The 17,720-nt window shown below is 62.8% G+C and carries 18 protein-coding genes; all 18 read left to right on the plus strand.

Going from position 1 to position 17,720, the window contains the following annotated elements; genetic code table 11:
- Positions 1 to 86: 86 nt before the first annotated feature.
- Positions 87 to 1,625 carry a right-handed parallel beta-helix repeat-containing protein gene (locus ACF1A5_RS11365; RefSeq protein ID WP_392192597.1) on the plus strand — a complete coding sequence of 513 codons (1,539 nt, stop codon included), beginning with the start codon at positions 87 to 89 and terminating at the stop codon, positions 1,623 to 1,625.
- A gap of 94 nt (positions 1,626 to 1,719) precedes the next feature.
- Entirely contained in the window at positions 1,720 to 2,607 is an 888-nt protein-coding gene (locus ACF1A5_RS11370) for a glycoside hydrolase family 25 protein (RefSeq protein ID WP_392192598.1), read from the plus strand.
- A gap of 476 nt (positions 2,608 to 3,083) precedes the next feature.
- Positions 3,084 to 3,626, plus strand: a complete 543-nt coding sequence (locus ACF1A5_RS11375; protein WP_392192599.1) for a hypothetical protein — start codon at positions 3,084 to 3,086, stop codon at positions 3,624 to 3,626.
- A 148-nt stretch (positions 3,627 to 3,774) separates the two neighbouring features.
- Positions 3,775 to 4,215: a hypothetical protein gene (locus ACF1A5_RS11380; RefSeq protein ID WP_392192600.1), complete on the plus strand. Its 441-nt coding sequence runs from the start codon at positions 3,775 to 3,777 to the stop codon at positions 4,213 to 4,215.
- 309 nt (positions 4,216 to 4,524) lie between these two features.
- Positions 4,525 to 4,905 carry a hypothetical protein gene (locus tag ACF1A5_RS11385; protein ID WP_392192601.1) on the plus strand — a complete coding sequence of 127 codons (381 nt, stop codon included), beginning with the start codon at positions 4,525 to 4,527 and terminating at the stop codon, positions 4,903 to 4,905.
- A 102-nt stretch (positions 4,906 to 5,007) separates the two neighbouring features.
- Positions 5,008 to 5,271, plus strand: a complete 264-nt coding sequence (locus tag ACF1A5_RS11390) for a hypothetical protein (RefSeq protein ID WP_392192602.1) — start codon at positions 5,008 to 5,010, stop codon at positions 5,269 to 5,271.
- A gap of 93 nt (positions 5,272 to 5,364) precedes the next feature.
- A complete protein-coding gene (locus ACF1A5_RS11395; protein ID WP_392192603.1) occupies positions 5,365 to 6,780 on the plus strand; it encodes a hypothetical protein in 1,416 nt (471 codons plus the stop codon).
- A gap of 351 nt (positions 6,781 to 7,131) precedes the next feature.
- Entirely contained in the window at positions 7,132 to 7,977 is an 846-nt protein-coding gene (locus ACF1A5_RS11400; RefSeq protein WP_392192604.1) for a hypothetical protein, read from the plus strand.
- Positions 7,978 to 8,148: a hypothetical protein gene (locus ACF1A5_RS11405; protein ID WP_392192605.1), complete on the plus strand. Its 171-nt coding sequence runs from the start codon at positions 7,978 to 7,980 to the stop codon at positions 8,146 to 8,148.
- A 131-nt stretch (positions 8,149 to 8,279) separates the two neighbouring features.
- Positions 8,280 to 9,005 (plus strand): hypothetical protein, encoded by a 726-nt coding sequence (locus ACF1A5_RS11410; RefSeq protein WP_392192606.1) that lies wholly within the window; start codon positions 8,280 to 8,282, stop codon positions 9,003 to 9,005.
- Positions 9,006 to 9,227: 222 nt separating this feature from the next.
- A complete protein-coding gene (locus tag ACF1A5_RS11415; protein WP_392192607.1) occupies positions 9,228 to 9,464 on the plus strand; it encodes a hypothetical protein in 237 nt (78 codons plus the stop codon).
- 111 nt (positions 9,465 to 9,575) lie between these two features.
- Positions 9,576 to 9,887 carry a hypothetical protein gene (locus tag ACF1A5_RS11420; protein ID WP_392192608.1) on the plus strand — a complete coding sequence of 104 codons (312 nt, stop codon included), beginning with the start codon at positions 9,576 to 9,578 and terminating at the stop codon, positions 9,885 to 9,887.
- Positions 9,888 to 10,439: 552 nt separating this feature from the next.
- Complete coding sequence (locus tag ACF1A5_RS11425) at positions 10,440 to 10,838, plus strand: HNH endonuclease (RefSeq protein WP_392192783.1); 399 nt, start codon at positions 10,440 to 10,442, stop codon at positions 10,836 to 10,838.
- Between the two features lie 240 nt (positions 10,839 to 11,078).
- Complete coding sequence (locus ACF1A5_RS11430; protein ID WP_392192609.1) at positions 11,079 to 13,319, plus strand: phage/plasmid primase, P4 family; 2,241 nt, start codon at positions 11,079 to 11,081, stop codon at positions 13,317 to 13,319.
- A gap of 76 nt (positions 13,320 to 13,395) precedes the next feature.
- Positions 13,396 to 15,261: a DNA polymerase gene (locus ACF1A5_RS11435; RefSeq protein ID WP_392192610.1), complete on the plus strand. Its 1,866-nt coding sequence runs from the start codon at positions 13,396 to 13,398 to the stop codon at positions 15,259 to 15,261.
- A gap of 448 nt (positions 15,262 to 15,709) precedes the next feature.
- The gene (locus tag ACF1A5_RS11440; protein WP_392192611.1) at positions 15,710 to 16,810 is read left to right on the plus strand and encodes a sigma-70 family RNA polymerase sigma factor; all 1,101 of its coding nucleotides are present in this window, start codon (positions 15,710 to 15,712) and stop codon (positions 16,808 to 16,810) included.
- Between the two features lie 261 nt (positions 16,811 to 17,071).
- On the plus strand, positions 17,072 to 17,392 hold the full coding sequence (locus ACF1A5_RS11445) for an HNH endonuclease (protein WP_392192612.1): 321 nt from the start codon (positions 17,072 to 17,074) through the stop codon (positions 17,390 to 17,392).
- Positions 17,389 to 17,553 (plus strand): hypothetical protein, encoded by a 165-nt coding sequence (locus ACF1A5_RS11450; protein WP_392192613.1) that lies wholly within the window; start codon positions 17,389 to 17,391, stop codon positions 17,551 to 17,553. Before ACF1A5_RS11445 ends, ACF1A5_RS11450 begins: the two co-directional genes overlap by 4 nt.
- The last annotated feature ends 167 nt before the right edge of the window (positions 17,554 to 17,720 follow it).

Consider the following 17,720-nt stretch of genomic DNA (forward strand, 5'->3'; position numbering starts at 1 on the left):
CGCTTACCTCTGGAGAGTTTCACTTGTCTACGCCCGTTTCTGCCTGGCGCCCCGGTATGGACATTACGGCCGGTCGCCTTCAGTACATGCTTGAGCGGCTGAATACCACGTCGACGGTTAACGTCGAGACTTTCGGCGCTGTGGGCGACGGCTCGACCGATGACACCACGGCGATTCAGTCGGCATTCGACTATGCCAAGGATTCCGGGGGTGGCCTGGTCCAGTTCACGCCTGGTAAGACGTACGCCGTTTCTACGTTCCTGGTTGTCTATGACAACACCACGATTTACGCCTACGGCGCCACGATCAAGGCCATTGGTAACACTGGCCTACTTCGCAACTTCGTTTCTACTGAAGCATTCAACGCGTACCAGGGACACAGCAACATCACTGTCCTGGGCGGTGTCTGGGACGGAAACGCGTTCAACGGAACCGACGGCAGCGTGACCGCTGAAACGGACGTGATGAACTTCATTCACGCGTCGAACGTCACGCTTCGGGACCTGACCGTGCAGAACACGTCGACTGCACACGCTGTGGAGTTCAACTCTTCGCAAAACTGTCAGGTGCTGAACTGCAACTTCCTGGGGTACAAGGATAACTCTTCGGACCAGTCTCGGCAGTTCAGCGAGGCGGTGCAGCTAGATATCGCTGTAAGCGGTTCGTCCTCGATCGGCGCCTTCGATAACACGACGGCCCAGAACATCCTTGTTGACGGTTGTTACTTCGGCCCCTCTGCTCGCTGCGGGAAGTTTGGTCGGGCTATCGGCTCGCATACCCTCGCTTCGGGCGCCTATTACTACGGCATCCAGATCACGAACAACCGTATTGAGGGCACGATTCAGGAGGGAATCCGGGGCTACGGCTGGCGCCGGGTCACGATCGCCAACAACGTAATCAACAGCACCGGACTATCGGGCATCTGCCTGACCATCCCGAACCCCAGTGGGGGCTACTCCGCCAACTCGCGGAATATCTCGATCACGGGTAACACGATCGAGCGTCCTGCCGCTGACTCTGGTATCCGCGTGCTGGGCTACAGCGGGGCGACGGTTGACCAGGTGGTGATCACGGGTAACTCGATCCTAGGCAACGCTGCTGACACCGCCAACGGCATTCACGTCGAATACTGCTCGCGCCCTGTGGTGACCGGTAACACGGTGTACTCGATGGGGTCGACCGGCATTTATAACAACTACTCCGATGGCGGATCGATCAACGGCAACACAGTCCGTAGCTCGAAGTCAAACGGCATCAATATCAACCAGTCGACCGGTACGACTGTCAGCGGTAACAACGTCGACACCACCACTACTAACCACTGCATCTTTGTCGGGTCATCCAATGACTTCCTGATCACTGGCAACCGGACTACAAATGCGGCTGGTGCCGGTATCCGCCTGGGTGCGTCTGCGACTGATGGCATGGTTACTAACAACCGCATCATTAAGGGCACTTCGGTGAACGGGATCACTGGCGACTCGACCGCTACCGGCAGCACTGTGGCGCTCAATGACCTGACCGGTAACGGCTGGTCTGCCGCAACCGCTGTGTCCCTGAGCGGCAGCGCAACTTACACCTTCAGCGGTGGTACCACTTCGCCTGGTGACAACCTAGTCAGCTAGGCACCTACCAATTTTGGTACGTGGTCCGGGGGTTACCGACTCGCTAGCTACCTAGTGTGGTCTACCCCCGGGCCGCTTACGGAAAGGAAATATCTTGGGTATCAAGGGAATCGACGTAAGTGCGTACCAGTCGAGCGCGCCTGACCTGACCGGCGCCGACTTCGTGTTTGTGAAGGCGACCGAAGGTGTCAGCTACGTAAACCCGCGTATGGCTGCCCAGGCCGCCCATGCTCGCGCCGCTGGTCGAGTGGTGGGGTTCTATCACTTCGTGCGCGCTGGAGATATGAAGGCGCAGGCTGCCTACTTCGTCAACAAGGCTGCCTCGCTGCCTGGTGACGTGCTGTGGCTTGACTGGGAAGATGCAGGTGTCTCCAGCGCTCAAAAGGATGAGTTTCTGAAGGAGGTGATCCGGCTTCGCGGTGCGACCCATCGAGTTGGTCTGTACTGCAACACGTCCTATTGGACCCAGCGCGACCAGTCGAGCTATTACGGCGACGCGCTATGGATCGCTGTCTACAACGGCAGGCCGGGCGACCCTGGCATCAAGGCTGCGTGGAAGTTCCATCAGTACACCGATAAGCCGGTTGACACTTCGGTGTCCACCTTTGCTACTCGCGCTGAGCTACGCGCCTGGGCGAACAAGGCTGCGCCTGCGCCTGTGCCTGCGCCCGCGAAGCCTGCGCCTGCGCCGAAGCCCAGCGTTAGCCTCTCGAAGCTGCGCAAGGCTGCCGCAACGGACCCGCACGCTGCCCAGGGTCACCAGACTTACGCGGCGGGCGTGAGGCTGGTCGAGGGCGCGCTACGCGCTGAGCGTCTACTCGCCTCGAAGTATTCGGGTGACGGGTCGTTTGGCTCGATCACCGTTAAGGCGTATGCCGATTGGCAGCGCCGTTGTGGGGTTGGGGGGCCCTATGACGGAATTCCTGGCAAGGCCTCGCTGGTCAAGCTGGGTGCAAAGCATGGGTTCACTGTCGTCTCGTGACCCCGGAACGTGACCCCCTGGGAGTGACCATCAGCGCGCGGGAAATCTACGATCAGATTGTTGGTCTGCGCGATGACGTTCGGTCGCTCGTACAGTCGAATGCCGAAGTGGGCAAGACGCTAGATGACCACGAATCCCGGCTTCGCAGTGTTGAGCGCTGGAAGTACGCGGTACCTACAGCAACCATAGGCGCCATAGTGAGCGCCGGAATAACCATAGCTAAGGCCATCGGAGGATAAATGCCGGATCATGCTGCCCCCGCCCGTGGGTTCCTCGCGCGAGCGCGTAATGCAGTCGAGTACGTGTGGACGCACAGGCGCAAGATTGTGGCGACTGCAATTGTGGTCCTGCCGCTGGTCGCGCGCTTCGTCCCTGACTTCCCAGCGGACTCGCTGCTGTCTGTCCTGCGCGTCTATCTGGGTGCGTAGGTAACCGACTCGCTACACCCTTCCCAGGATCACAACTGGGGAGGGTTTATGCGTAATCTCGCGCTCATCGGTAAGGCCCAGTCTGGGAAGGACACTGCCGCACAGTGGCTGGTCGAGAATCGCGCCTACACGCGGATGGCATTCGCTGACCCGCTGAAGGAAATGACGCTGTCTATGGACCCGTACGTGCCGACTGGCTACGGGGTCACTGTTCGGCTGTCCCGCCTGCTCGCTGATGTTGGCTGGGACTACGCAAAGACCACCTATCCGGAAGTGCGTCGCATCCTTCAACACACTGGGCAGGCCGTTCGTGAGTTGGACGAAGACTTTTGGACTCGCGCGCTGGCACGGAAGCTAGAGCGCGCCGTCGGTCCTGTGGTGGTGTCTGACGTCCGGTACTGGAATGAAGCGGCGATGCTGCGCTCACACGGTTTCACGCTGGTTCGGATCGTCCGGCCTGAGCGCCCCACTACGCCTGCGGCTGCCGCCCTGCACCGCAGCGAGAATGATCTCAACGGCTACAGCGAAGACGTTGTGGTCTATAACACTGGGTCCGTCGAGACCCTGCACCAGCGCATAGCGGCTGTGTAACCTGAGCCCCCGGCTTGTCCTATTTTGGGATGAGCCGGGGGTTTCTTGCGTTTGCTCACGTACCAAAATTGGTAGGTGCCCCGACTTGCATCCTGCCCCGCCGTCCGTCATGCTGTAAGCACAACAACAACGACGAAAGGCCAAGACGATGAGCAAGCGCGGCGGATGGATCACTCTCCCGAACGGCAACCGTGCGATCCGCTTCGGTCACGAGACTGAGGCGGAGGCTGTGGCCCGGTACGCCCGGATCGAGGCTCACCGTGACTCGCTGATCGAGCCCCAGGACCCTGCGGTTGAGCGCGCTTACAAGGCTGGCCTTGCTGCTGCTCAGCGGGCTGACGAGACGCACACGGTCTGGGCCAACGGTCGGGCGCACGTCCTGCCCGCTCGCATGGTCGAGGCGCTGCTGAAGCGAGTGCACCCCCGCTACGTCCAGCCCGGCACCATGGGAGCGGAGATGAGGGCGCAGGCGGACGCGAGGCAGGCGTGCGCGGCGCTGCTCGGCATCCCGCTGGCCCAGGTGTCCGGGATCGTGGGGCAGTTGAAGCGGAACCGGCAGGCTGCCTATATCGAGCGCATGAGCCGCTAGCCACATCCCAAAATTGGTAGGTGCCCCCAGTTGCACGACTGGGGGCATCAGTGCTTTACTGGGTCCCGCAAGACAACTGAACAGAGAGCGGCAGCGAGTGAGAACGACTCCGGGGAACGTCAAGAGGCGGTAAGACCACGTCGCAACGGCGAGATACGCAAGAAACCTTGCAACCACGTGAAGCGCTGAGGCCCATGCGGTGGGGCAAGCGTGTGGTTGGGGCCATGGATGCGTCAGAAGCGGGCTGAGGATGTGAATCGCGCTGGCGCTCTCTGTTCAGGGCACATCGGATCTATTAGGGGAGTGGGCATGGCTGGGAAGCGGACGCACCGCTACTGCGGGGGTAAGGGCTGGATCACGCTCACGTCCGGCGCTGAGGCCACTTGCCAGCCGTGCGGTGGGAAGGGGTGGACGCCGGTCTACACGGCTGCGGAACGCGCGGAGATGGACGCACAGCGCAAGCGCGAGACTAAGGCTGCCGAAACGTGCGAGCGGCGTGCGCGCGAGATAGCTACGGGGTCGAGCCGAGACGGGTACGTGCGCGTGGTGCAGATGGGTTTCTGGCACCTGCGAGAGCACGCACCTGAGCGGTTCGCCACCATGCTCCGCTCGCTGGACGCTGGCAGGCTTGACGACGTGGTGAAGGCTCTTCACGCGTACTTCATCGGGCAGCGCGACGCTGGCCTGTAGCCACATCCCAAAATTGGTAGGTGCCGGGGGTTGCGAGCGTGGCCCCCGGTACCCCATACTGAAGACCCCGCAGGGAGCGGGGGCAACGGAAGGACAGGGACCATGGCCGGTCGCAAGGAATACATCATCGCCCACCCGAACGGCGTCGACCACATCCGCGCCTGGAAGGGTGGCAAGGTCCCGACTCACGCGACCTGGGCATACTTCACGGCCGACCAGCCGCACCACAGCGAGGGTGCCGGATGGGTTCACCTGGGTTGGTCCTTCCAGACGACCCTTGCGGACGCGCAGGCCAAGGCGCTGCCGGACTTCCGGAAGCACGGCGCGCGAGTCACGGCCACCAGGGCCCTTCCCGCCTCGCTGTAGCAGGTACCAAAATTGGTAGGTGGCCCGGAGTAGACAGCCGGGCCGCCTACCCTGTAACGTACGTCCTGCAAGACACCGACGGAAGGACACGCCATGAAGTTCACGCGGACGAAGAACCTCGCTGGGGACACCCAGTACCGCGCTGAGGGCGAGTCCTTCCGTTACATCGTGCAGCGCGATGGCAAGGAATGGCGACTGACGATCCGGGCGCTGGAGACGGTTGCCGGTATCCGCGTGGCGGTGCTGGGCCTTCCGAAGTGGGAGACCACGGCCGACACCCTGATGCTGTGCAAGGCCATTGCCACGGAGTACGAGACGCTTGAGGGTAAGGACCCAGGTTACATGAACCGCGAGACCCTTGCTGTGCAGCGCGCCTACGCTGCCGACCCTGTTATGATCGCAGCGAAGACCCCCGCCGCTGAGGCGGAGACAAGAGGAGAGAGCATCATGAGCGAGACCACCACTGAGGCCGCCACGGTCGAGCAGATCGAGGCGAACATTGAGCGCGCCGCTTCGCTGGTCGAGGCGGACAACGTCGAGGGGCTGGAAGAGCTGGGCAAGGAGACCGAGACGCTGATCAGCTCGCTCCCGTCGCGGGGTCGGTTGGAACTGCCGGGCCGTAACCCGATCACGTTCGCAGCGCTGAAGAAAAACCTCCGGGGCGACTGGCGGGCTGCCGCTCAGGCGAAGCCGAAGGCGGAAGCCAAGGGCGCTGAGGTGGCCACGGTCGAGGGCGCTGAGGTGGCGAAGCCGAAGGATTACACCGAGTACGAGGGTGTCAGCGAGCTGGTCACCATGGGTGCCGACAAGGTAGCTGAGGGTGTGCGCCTGCACATCAAGACCAGCACCACGGCGAAGGACATTGCCTCGATCATCCTGGACATGTGGCGCCGCATCCCCAACAAGGATGGCAACCCGGACATCAAGGGGGACAGTGACACCGCTAAGAAAGCGTCCAGCGCTCTGTACCGAGCCGCTGGCGAGGCGCTGGCCAAGGGTGGCGCCGACGCGTACGAGGTGGACGAAGCACAGAAGAAGCTGAAGCGCGCGGTTCAGACCCAGCGGACGGACGTGCGGGCTGAGTACCTGCGCGGGCTGGACGAGGACAGCGCTGAGGCGGCCGAAGAGCGAGAGCACTACGCGGCGCTGCTGAAGGACAAGCCGGAAGACGTGGCGGTGTCCGTCTGGGTCGCCAGCAAGTACGGCGTGAGCCTCAAGGGCGAGATCGAAAAGGCACGCGAGCGTTACCAGGCGTCGAGGGCGCTGGAGTCGGGCGAGGGCGAGGGCGCTGCCGAGGGTTCCGGCGAGGGCGAGGGCGAAGGCGAGGGTGCCGCTGAGACCACGCCGGATGAGCGGGTCAAGGCCGTGGTCCAAAAGCTGAAGGCCGACATCCGCAAGGCGAAGCCGGAAGACTTCGAGGGGGCCAGCGATGAGACGAAGGAGACCATCCGCGAAGAGCTGGAAACCCTGTACAAGGCGCTGAAGGACATGATCGCCGCCACCCTGTAAGACACACACTGGCTGGGGCCCTGGGCAATGCGCCTGGGGCCCCTTCCCGTATCTGCACCCGCTGTGGGCCCTGGTCGGCCCTGTGAGCGCCTTACTGCCCCGTTCGGCCCCCGTGGTCAGGCGGGGCGTTTTTATGCCCTCAGGCGGGCGCACAGCCATTGTGACGGAGGGTAGCCGGCCTGGGCACACTGCGTTACAGCGGAAGAGAGAGTGACGAAGTGACGATTCAGACCCCAATCCTGTAATCCCTAAGAGTTTCTATAGGGATTCTCAGATCAACCCTCAAACCGTCACTTCGTCACCGGTAACCGACTCGCTAGCCATCCCTCGAAGATGACGAGAGGGGCCAGCGTGGCAATCCGAACTATCCAACGAAGCGGCAGCCGCTTTTACTTCAACGAAGACTTTCCGGAGATCAAGTATCCGGGCGTAACCAGCGTGGTCGGGATGCTGCCTAAGCCGTTCCTGGCTTTCTGGCAAGCGAAGATGGTTGCTGAACTTGCGGTCGACTCGCTTGACTTCATTGAGCAGATGGCCCAGCGCGACCGTGACGGCGCCGTGCAGTACCTGAAGGGCGCTGCCAACCGCTACACGAAGGTGCGCGCGAATGTCGGCTCGCAGGCTCACGATCTGTTCGAGCGGATGATCCGGGGTCAGCATGTCGGGCGGGTTCACCCTGACATGGTCCCGTATCAGCGCCACTTCGCTGCGTTTCTCGACAGCGTGCAGCCTGAGCTAGTGCGCGCTGAGGATGTTGCCTGGTCGGACACGCATGAGTACGCGGGCAGCTTCGATGGGATTCTTCGCCTGCGTCTCGATGACCAGGGCAAGCCGGACCCGCAGGGTGATCCCGCGCTGGTCATGGCCGACTGGAAGACCAGTAAGAGCACTTACCCTGAGGTTGCGCTTCAGATGAGTGCCTACGCCAACGCGGACAAGATCATCGCGCCGGACGGCAGCTCTGAGCCCATGCCTGAGTTTGACGGCGCTGTGGTCCTGCACATCACTGAGGATCAGGCTGCGTTCAAGCCGGTCCGTATCGCTGCCGAGAATGGCCAGCCGGACGTGTTCCCGTTCTTCCTGCACCTGCGCGAGACGTTCAATTGGGACCGTACGGTGTCCAAGACGGTCCTGGGTGACCCCATCTGGTCGACTGACGGCACCCTGGTGACCGGTACTCAGCGACGGGGGAAGTGAGTGCGTAAGCGTGATCGTGACGCGCTGGGCGGTATTGCCTTCGGCGTGGTCCTGGTGGTGTTCGTGATCGTGGGGACCTGGGTGCGTGTGAGTGCCCCGTGTTCGTCCCTGGGCTGGCTGCCTGTGAAGGACGTGCCCGCTCGCTGCCTGATGGGCGCGGGGCGCAGGTAACCGACTCGCTAGCAGCACATCAGAGAGGGGCAGCGCGGTTCAGAACCGCCCGATGGGGCGAGAAATTCCCGCCTGTCCCTCTCTCACTCACAGCGCGCCTGAGGCGCATTCACAGAGATGGTGGTATCCCTATGGCCCTGCGCATTTTCGACACCGACCCGGACGCGAAGCCGAAGCCGCGTAAGGCCAAGGTCGAGTATGAGCGCCCCGTGTTTCAGTTCCGGTCCGGTATGCAGGTGCGTAACGAGAAGACGCGCAAGATGGACCCGGTAAGCCTCGCTAACTGGCGCGTGCTCACGGACGATCCGGCGATTGCCGAGGGTATCGCTGAGCTGATGGGCGGTACGCCGGATGAGTACGACCCCACTAAGGCCATGCACCTGCACGTCCTGACTGAGTCGCCTTCGGTCGAGATCGTTATCAACGGTTCCAAGGCCATCGAAGACAAGCTGATCCTGTGGGGTCCGGGCGGTCCGGTGCATGAGTGCGATGGTGAGTTCTTCCTGTCGCCTGCGGAGGATGCTGGCCAGCCGTGCGGTTGTCCGTCGACTCTCGCTGAGCGTAAGGACCTTGCGAAGCGGCGCCGTGGTCCGTCCCCCTCGATCAATGTCACGTTCCGCCTCGCTGGCCTGGGCTATGAACTGGGTACCGGGAAGCTGATCGCTACGGCCTGGTCTCTCGCTGAGGTCATCCATGAGGTTAAGGATGCGCTGGACGCCGTCGAGGGTGAGGCGCTGTGTCGTCTGACGCTTGAGCACGTGCAGTACACGAACAAGGCTGGCATTGACGTGTCCTTCCGGAAGCCGGTTATCGAGGTGCTGGGTTCCTACAGTGACGCGATTGCCGAAGAGCGGTAAGGCTGCGCCGTGCCACTGAATGAGACTCAGCGGGCAAGGGTGGCAACGTGGCTGAGGGGTGCGTCTGATGAAGCTATCGGGCGCCCCCTTTGGGCGTATCACCCGCACTACCGGCCCGCAGTTCTGAGCGAGCGCCGACGGCGCCGCATCTTGCAAGGTGACCCTGAGCCGACCGGCGATCCGGAATACAGCTAGCGCGTCTGCGCAGCAAGAGGAGAGAGTATGGCGCTTTACGAAGTTGTCCGCATCGATGACGTGCAGCCGGGCGAGTTTGACAACGCCCTGGTTATCGCTGGGGGAGTGGCCCAGGCTCGCGCGGCGGTTGCGCATCTGGTGCCCGCTGGTGCTGCGGTTGCGGCTGCCCGCATTGAGACTCAGGGTGTGCCGGTAAAGCTACTGGCTACCTACTTCGATGAGCGCGAGGCTGCGCCGGACCACGGAACCGCCCCGCTCTTCTGACCTGATGCCCTGGGCCACGCTTCGGCGTGAGCCTGGGGCTTGGGCCAGTGGGAGAGGAGAGACCCAGTGGCTTTCATCTTTACCCCCGAAGGCGACCCAAGAGGAGAGAGTGTGTCCGAGTACAACGCTGGCACGAAGGTTCGTTACCGCAACATGGCCATGCCCGCTGAGGTGCTGTCCGGCCCGCACCCGTCGCCCGGACGTGATCGCTACCTGATCCGTAAGGCTGATGGGAACGTGTCCCTTGTGCCGAACACGGACCTTGAGAGGATCGTGCCCCGGCTCGACCAGGTTGCGGGAACGCTGGCCATGCACCTGTACGGACGCGCGTACGTGAATCTGGACTTCACGCGCCGCTCGCAGATTGTGTATGCTGCCGCTCAGGCGCTCCGTATCGCTGACAGCACGCGGGGTCAGGTCTGATGGGCAAGCGCGGGGTAGTCACGGACTACGCAGGCGAGGAACTGTACGCGGGTGACCTGGTGACGTACGCGGTGCGCCACGGCAACCGGGTCCGGATGACTGACGCGATCGTGCAGGACGTAACGACTAAGGCTGTGGGGGGTCGACTGCTTCCTACGCTGGTGGTGCAGCCGACCGGCACAGTAAGCGGCTGGGGCCTAGGCGCCCGGAAGACTCTTCAGCCGGTCGAGATCAGCGCCGAACATGTGCGACTGGTCGCGCCGGACTTTCTGAGTCAGGCCGCTGAGTAAGCATCCATGGAACTGGGGTCAGTGCTAGCGCGCTGGCCCCTTTCTTGGGTTGACCACATACCAATTTTGGGAGGTGCCCCGTGATCGTTTCCGCTGACTCCGCACCCGCGCTGGGTGACATTCGAACGCTGGGGGAGGGTGACACTGTGTGGCTTCGCCCTGGTGTCGAGGCCCGTAAGGATTGGGGCCGGTATGTCGATGCCCTGGTGTCTGCGCTGATGCACGGCGCTGAGGTCCGGTGGGTCCGGTGAGCGCGCCGAAGGTGTGCCGACTATGCGGGCGGGCGAAACCCGCTGCCCAGTTCCTCTCTGGCAAAGCCAAGAAACCTTCATCTGCGTGCTCGACCTGCCGTCGCAAGGCTCAGGCCCAGCACATTAAGAACTATTACCGCTCGCTGCCCCCGGACAAGCGACATGAGCTGACGCATAAGCGCAGGGCGGTTGCCTATGGGGTCGAGCATGTTGCGTACAGTCGCACGGCCATTCTCGACCGCTGGGGACATGCCTGCGCCTACTGCGGTGCGCGTGCCACTCATCTCGACCATGTACACCCGCTGTCCAAGGGCGGGGCGGACGTTGAGAGCAACATTGTTCCGGCCTGCGCGGGCTGCAATCTGAGCAAGGGCGCGAAGACGCTAGCTGAGTGGGTGCAGTCCTGGTAACCGACTCGCTAGGGGGTCAGCGGAGAGAGGAGAAACATGCAAATCACGGATCTGCTCGCACGCTTCGCTGAGGTTACGGACCAGCCGGACGGGGGGTTCCTCGCTGTCTGCCCCGCGCATGGGGACAGCCGTCCGTCGCTTCGCATCTGGATTGGCGAGGACCGTAAGGTGCGGGTTACGTGCCGGGCGGGCTGCCAGCCGGACCACGTAGTGAAGTCTGCGGGTCTGCGCTGGCCTGACATGTTCGACGTTGAGGGGGACGCGCCGACTGTGGCGAGTGCTAAGCCGGATCTCGTGGGGCCGAAGCATGTTGCTGCGCTTCGCATGTACGCAGAGGATGCGCGGGATCGTCTGATGGACTTTTCCGATGACTGGGCGGAGCGTGCGCGCGACTACGTGTCGGACCGCTTCGGCCTGTCGCCGGATCAGGCGTACACGCTGGGCCTGGGGGTGGACGACACCACGGTTAACCCGCTGTGGTCCTCGCTCAGCGCCGCTTTCAAGCGGTATGCGCGCGTGACGGTTCCGCTCTTCAGCTTCGAGGGCGACCCGCGTGGTTTGCAGGGCCGTGACCTTACGGGCCAGTGTCCGGGGCGCTGGGTCTCTCTGAGCAACCCTGAGGGGTTCCGCTGGGCTCCATACGGTGTGTTCCGGGGCGAGGGTGGCTACGGGGTCACCCTGGTCACTGAGGGGCCCGGAGATGGCCTTACAGCGGTTGCTGTGGGCTACGACGTGGTCATGGTCCGGGGTGCTGCCCTGGTGGCTTCGCCGGATCTGCTCGAAGAGATTGCCAACGGCGTGCGTGGCACTCAGGTGATCGTCTGCGGCGACAATGACACCGCTGGACGGGAGTTCAACCGTCGGCTTGCCGAAGGCTTGAAGCCTCACGGTATCGACGTGTACGCGCTGCCCCTTCCGGCTGGCCTGGGCAACAAGTCTGACCTGACCGACTGGCGTAAGGCTGAGCCTCAGACCTTTGCGCTGTCCCTGCACCGCGCGGTCAAGGCTGCTCGACCTGTCGCAAAGCCGGAAGAGGCGCGCCAGGCTGCCGTAACGGCTGAACTGAGCGAGGCGACCGGCACTGATGTGGTGTCGCGCGACCAGGGCAACGAAGCGGCGCGCATCCTCGCTGGCTTGCTGGAGCGCTACGGCGACACCGACGCGATGAACGCTCATGCGCTGGTGGCATGGACCGATGGTCGGATCAAGTACGCGCCGGGTCTGGGTTTCTACGTGTGGAATGGTCGCACCTGGGAGCGCAGCGCAGTGAAGGTGCGGCAGGAAATCCACCGCATGGGGGCTGCCCTGGTCCTCGCTGGCAAGGTCAAGGAAGCGCGAGGTTTCACGATGACCACGCGCATCAATGACCTGATGACGGAACTTCAGAGCGTGCCCAGCGTCTATGTCACTCCGCAGGATTTCGACGCGCGCCCGGATCTGCTCAGCTTCCGTAACGGCACGGTTGAGCTGCGTACGGGTCGACTTCGGCCGCACGCGCAGGAAGACATGCTGACCTATGCGCTGTCCATCGACTATGACCCGCAGGCGCAGTGTCCTCGCTGGGAATCTTTCATCGAGGAAATCATGCCTGGGATGCCGGACATGCCTGCATACCTTCAGCGGCTGATTGGCTACGGTGTGACTGGCTACACCGATGAACAGTGTTTCGCGGTGCTGTGGGGGAAGGGTGCGAACGGCAAATCGGTCCTGACCGACACGCTGTCGAGTGTGTTCGGCACGATCAGTAAGACGACACCGTTTGCCACCTTCGAGGAAAAGTCTTCGGGCGGTATTCCGAATGACATTGCTTCGCTGCGTGGTGCGCGTCTGGTCATGGCGTCTGAGGGCGAGTCGGGTAAGCCGATGAGTGAGGCGGTGCTGAAGCGGGTCACGGGTAAGGACATGGTTTCGGCCCGCTTTCTGCGGCAGGAATTCTTCGAGTTCAAGCCCAGTTTTCTCCTGATGCTGGCGACGAATCACAAGCCGAAGTTTCGTGGGCAGGATGAGGGTCTGTGGCGCCGGGTCAAGATGATCCCTTTCAAGCGCTGGTTTGCTCCGCATGAGCGGGATCACGAGCTGGACAAAAAGCTGATGGCTGAGGCTGCCGGTATCGCTGCCTGGGCCGTCCGTGGTGCGGTCGAGTGGTTTGCGAACGGCTTGCAGGACCCTGCGGAGATCACTGCCGCTTCGCGTGAGTATCGCGAGACTTCGGATGCGCTGGTCGGTTTCTTCCCTGGTGTCTACGACAGGGACGAAGACAGCGCGGTGCCTGGTGCAGACGCGTACAACTCTTACCGCGAGTGGTGTGAGGCTGAGGGACTGCCCAGCAAGGAAATTTGGACCCGTCGCGCGTTTTATGACGCGATGGAAGAGCGGCAGGTGTCGCGCAAAAAGACCAACAAGGGGATCACCCTGGTTGGTATCCGACTCGCTAGCAGCGAGGCGAAGCCTACGGGTCCTGGCATCTTCGCCACGGGCTGACACAAAGACGCACTGAGGGGTCACCTACCGAAATTGGTATGTGGCCCCTTTGTGCTGCACAGAGGAGAGCGCGAGCGTGCTGGTCTACCGATACGAAATCGCAGGCGAGCCGGTCACTGTGAAGGTGCCGGAAACCCATGATGACCTGATCGAGTTTCAGCGCTGGGTGTTTGAGGCCAACAAGCGTGGCCCCATCGCGCTGGACACCGAGACTACTGGGCTGGATATCTACTCGCCCGGTTACCGCCTGCGTACGGTGCAGTTTGGCGACCGGCACACCGGCTGGGTCATCCTGTGGGAGCGAGGTGGCCGATTCCAGCACTTCGCACTACGGGCGCTGGACTACATAGCGAAGTTTCAGATTCACAATGCGCCGTTTGACTGGGCTGTGCTCGACCGGCACGCATATGGCAACGGGTTCCGGGCGACGATTGAGACGATGGCACCGAAGACCATCGACACGCGTCTGAAGGCTGGCCTCATCGACCCCCGGCAGCCGCAGGAAGGTGGGCGGGGTACCGGCCTCAAGCCGCTCAGCGCCTACTATCTCGACCCCAGCGCGCCGGATACCCAGGGCGACCTTACGGCCGTGTTCCGCTCGCTGAAGCTGACTAAGGAAACCGGCTGGGCGGGTATTCCGCTCGACCACCCCACCTACCTGCTTTACGCGGGTCTGGACGTGATCCTGACCAGTCGGCTCGATATGGCGCTTGACGCTGAGCTGGCAGCGCTTGAGGTGCGGCCTGCGCTGGTGCAGTACGAACACGAGATAGCGCGTATCTGTGCGGTCATGCAGCGCAAGGGCATGGTCCTCGACGAGCAGTACACCCGCTCGCTTGACACGCGGCTGGGTGACGAAGCGCTGGCGCATGAGGCTGTGGCGCTTCGCTACGGCGTTGAGAATGTGAACGCACCCCGGCAGATTGTTGACGCGCTACTGGCCATGGGGGAGACCCTGACGGACCGCACGGCGTCTGGCAGCCTCAAGGTTGACAAGGCTGTCCTGTGCGCGCTCGCTGACCTAGATCAGAACAGTTGGGAGCGCAAGGGGCAGCGCACGCCTAACCCGCTCGCTGATGCTGTGATCCGCAGCAAGCGGGCCGGTAAGTGGCGCAGTGCCTACACTCAGACGTTTCTCAGCGTGGCTGACTCTGATGGTCGCGTCCACCCGTTCGTCAATTCCATGCAGGCGCGCACGGGCCGCATGAGTGTGACCCGTCCGGCGCTGCAAACTCTTCCGTCGAGTGACCAGATGGTTAGGCGCTGTCTGCTCGCTGAGGACGGACACGTGATGGTGTCGACTGACTTCGCTTCGGTCGAGCTGCGCGTGTTGGCTGCGCTGGCTGATGTTCGCCGGATGAAGGAAGCGATCCGTAACGGCGACGACTTGCACGACTTCACTGCGGGCCTGGTGTTCGGCCCTGGGTTCACGCCGAAGCATCGCAAGATCAGTAAGGGAATTGCGTTCGGCAAGGTGTATGGGGGTGGCGCTGCCGGTATCGCGCGCATGACCGGTACGCCTGAGGCTGACGTGCGCCGTGCACTCGCTGCCTATGACCGTGCGTATCCCGAAATCGCTCGCTTCAGCCGCAAGCTTGAGCGCGAGGCCTATCAGCACGGCATGGTCGGTATCAGCGTGACGGGTCGGCGTCTTCCGGTCGACCGGCACAGGGTCTACGCCGTGACTAACTACGCGGTGCAGAGCGCTGCTCGTGACTGCCTGGGTCAGTCGCTCATCAATCTCGAAGAGGCTGGATTGCTCGACACGCTTCGCCTGCCGATCCATGACGAAGTGCTTGCGAGTGTGCCAGCGGCTGAGGCCAGCGATTACGCGCGTGAGATCGAGCGGTGCATGACGTTCGACCTGTATGGCGTGCCGATCGAGGCTGAAGCCGAGGTGGGGAAGCGCTCATGGGGCTCGCTGTATGGCGCGGACTACTGATGTAACAGGCACGTAGCGTGAGGCGCGGGCACCTACTACTAACTGTGGGTGTCCGTGTCCTACCTGTGATCAAAAATCTTTGCGCGAAGATCAAACCTGCGAATCGAAGCAAAGCGCATATGCCCGAACTAGATGTACCGATCAATCGTAGGTCGTAACCCGGGTCACGCCTTCGAATCCTGTGCAACTACGTCAGGTAGTAGCCCGTCTAACAAGTCGTCACGTACCAAAGGGGCTAGACACCACCTACCAAAGTGGCGTTAGCTCCGATCAGCAACACAGAGCGATCCGGCCGGACGCTCTGAGTCGCAGACACCCAACCTGCACGGGGGTGTGCTGCTGAATCTCGCTGCCCAGACTCGCTCTGACCTGCGTAAATTCCGGCCGTCTCCGTCCAGGTAACCGACTCGCTAGACCCCCGGTACCCCCTGGAATGGAGACCACACTCATGTCCCTCACGTTTGCTCAGGTTCAGGCTGCACAGTCCAACGACCTTGCCGGTATCGCTGCCGTGGCCACTGAGATGGATGAGCGTGTGACCCGCCTCGCTGCTCAGGCTGCGCGCCGGATCTCTTCGCACGGCGACTACCGCGAAGACTTCGAACAGGACGCGCGTGTGGCGCTCTTCGAAGCTATCCCGCGCTATCAGGGCGAGACGGTCGATGGCTTCCTGGGCTTCCTGTACGCGTCGATTCAGGACGCGCTGAAGGACAAGGCGCGCGCTGCCCGGTACCAGGGCGTAGACAAAGACGCTGTGAAGGTGTTCATGGCCATGCTTGAGCGTGCCGAGGGTGACGCTCACAAGGCTGAGGCGCTGGCCCAGACCGAACCGGTAAAGGGTGTCCGCCTGAGCGCCGACCGTGCGACTGCTGCCCGTCTCGCCTGGCAGGGCGCCGTAAGCATCGACCGGCCGACCGGTGAAGACGATGACACTTCGCTGCTCGACACGCTGGCCATTGAGGACGAGACCCCCACTGTTGTGCGGCCGAAGGTGGGCCGTGGGGCTGCCCTCGAAGCGCTCAGTGTGCTGCACCGCTATTCGACCGCGTACGCGGCTCTGAAGGCGCTTCCTGCCACGTCTGAGGATGTGGACGCGATCGAGGACGCTGTGACGCTGCCCCGCGAGGCTTTCGCCCGTAAGGCCGTGCTGGACGCCTGCGCGATACTTCGTAGCTACGTGTCGACCGCTGACGAGGGCGACCTGATTGAAGAGCTGCGGGACGTGTCGGACGAGCGGCGCGATGAGCGTGCGGCGCGTATCGGCATGGTCCGGGCTGCGCTCGACCGCATGGGGGAGGGTCAGCGGCTGGTCCTGGTCCACTCCTTCGGTATCGGCAACGTGACCGCGTACGGGTACGGCGACGGTAGCGACCTCGCTGGCCTCGCTGCGGAGCTGGGCACCACGGAGGCGAATGCGAAGGTGCAGCGCTCGAAGGCTCGCGTGGCTTTCGCCAAATACTTCATCGCGCTCGCTGCGGGCACTGAGGCTGAGGCGCTGGCGCTGGCTGAGGCTGCCGCTGAGATGCGCAAGCCGGGCGGCCGTAAGTGAGCGTTGAGCGCAAGGTGTGTAGCGGGTGCCGGGTTGACCGGCCCCGCACCGCTTACAGCAAGGAACCCAGGACCCGTGACGGACTCCGCGCACGCTGCAAAGACTGCTGTAACGCTCAGCGGGCAGCGTGGCGAGCAGCCAACCCGGAACGGTCGAGCCAAGAGGCGCAGCGCCGTAAGGCGTATAAGCGCGAGTGGCGCCGTGCCAATGCCGACAGGATCAGGGCGTACCGACAGACTCAGGCGAGTAAGGCGGGGGCCCATGACTTTCTCACTCAGTGGCGTAAGGCCCACTGACCTAGCCCAGCTTTACGTACGCACTCGCAGGCGCCGTGCTGCCCCGTACAACCGTCGGGACGTGTTCGCCCGCTGGGGGGGCCTGTGCTGCTACTGCGACGCGCCTGCGGAGCATCTAGACCATGTGCAGCCGCTTTCTCGCGGTGGCCGTGACGTGCTGTCCAACGTGGTGCCCGCCTGTGCTGACTGCAACCTGGGCAAAGCTGCCCTGACCCTCGCTGAGTGGGCAGGTAACCGACTCGCTAGCACCGCTTCGAAGACACCGACTGAGGAGAAAACGAAATGACTTACAGCCTGCGTAACGGTTACAGCGTGATCACCCGCAAGGTCGACACCGGTACCGAATTCGAGACCCGCAACCGCCTGGGCGAGACCATCAGCACGGTAACGCTGGGCTTCATCGAGGCTCGCGCCCTGGTGCTCGACCTGACCCGCAAGGCTGTCTGATCGTGCGCGTGATCGCTGCCCTTGCGATTGTCTGGGCCATCCTCGCTGCGATCGTGCTAACCACGGGCGTGGCTGTCTAACTGCATCATCCTGGGGGATCACCTACCGAAATTGGTATGTGGTCCCCCTTCCTACGTGGGAGAGACTTTGAAGGTCTATGTTCTGGC

It is taken from the genome of Streptomyces sp. NPDC014864 (genome assembly GCF_043081525.1).
In the GTDB taxonomy this organism is placed as follows: domain Bacteria; phylum Actinomycetota; class Actinomycetes; order Streptomycetales; family Streptomycetaceae; genus Streptomyces.

Coding starts and splice junctions, on each gene's coding strand:
- ACF1A5_RS11380 (WP_392192600.1), top strand. CDS start 3,775: ATGAGCAAGCGCGGCGGATGGATCACTCTCCCGAACGGCAACCGTGCG.
- ACF1A5_RS11440 (WP_392192611.1), top strand. CDS start 15,710: ATGTCCCTCACGTTTGCTCAGGTTCAGGCTGCACAGTCCAACGACCTT.
- ACF1A5_RS11430 (WP_392192609.1), top strand. CDS start 11,079: ATGTTCGACGTTGAGGGGGACGCGCCGACTGTGGCGAGTGCTAAGCCG.
- ACF1A5_RS11415 (WP_392192607.1), top strand. CDS start 9,228: ATGGCGCTTTACGAAGTTGTCCGCATCGATGACGTGCAGCCGGGCGAG.
- ACF1A5_RS11450 (WP_392192613.1), top strand. CDS start 17,389: ATGACTTACAGCCTGCGTAACGGTTACAGCGTGATCACCCGCAAGGTC.
- ACF1A5_RS11385 (WP_392192601.1), top strand. CDS start 4,525: ATGGCTGGGAAGCGGACGCACCGCTACTGCGGGGGTAAGGGCTGGATC.
- ACF1A5_RS11395 (WP_392192603.1), top strand. CDS start 5,365: ATGAAGTTCACGCGGACGAAGAACCTCGCTGGGGACACCCAGTACCGC.
- ACF1A5_RS11375 (WP_392192599.1), top strand. CDS start 3,084: ATGCGTAATCTCGCGCTCATCGGTAAGGCCCAGTCTGGGAAGGACACT.
- ACF1A5_RS11365 (WP_392192597.1), top strand. CDS start 87: ATGCTTGAGCGGCTGAATACCACGTCGACGGTTAACGTCGAGACTTTC.
- ACF1A5_RS11410 (WP_392192606.1), top strand. CDS start 8,280: ATGGCCCTGCGCATTTTCGACACCGACCCGGACGCGAAGCCGAAGCCG.
- ACF1A5_RS11445 (WP_392192612.1), top strand. CDS start 17,072: ATGACTTTCTCACTCAGTGGCGTAAGGCCCACTGACCTAGCCCAGCTT.
- ACF1A5_RS11390 (WP_392192602.1), top strand. CDS start 5,008: ATGGCCGGTCGCAAGGAATACATCATCGCCCACCCGAACGGCGTCGAC.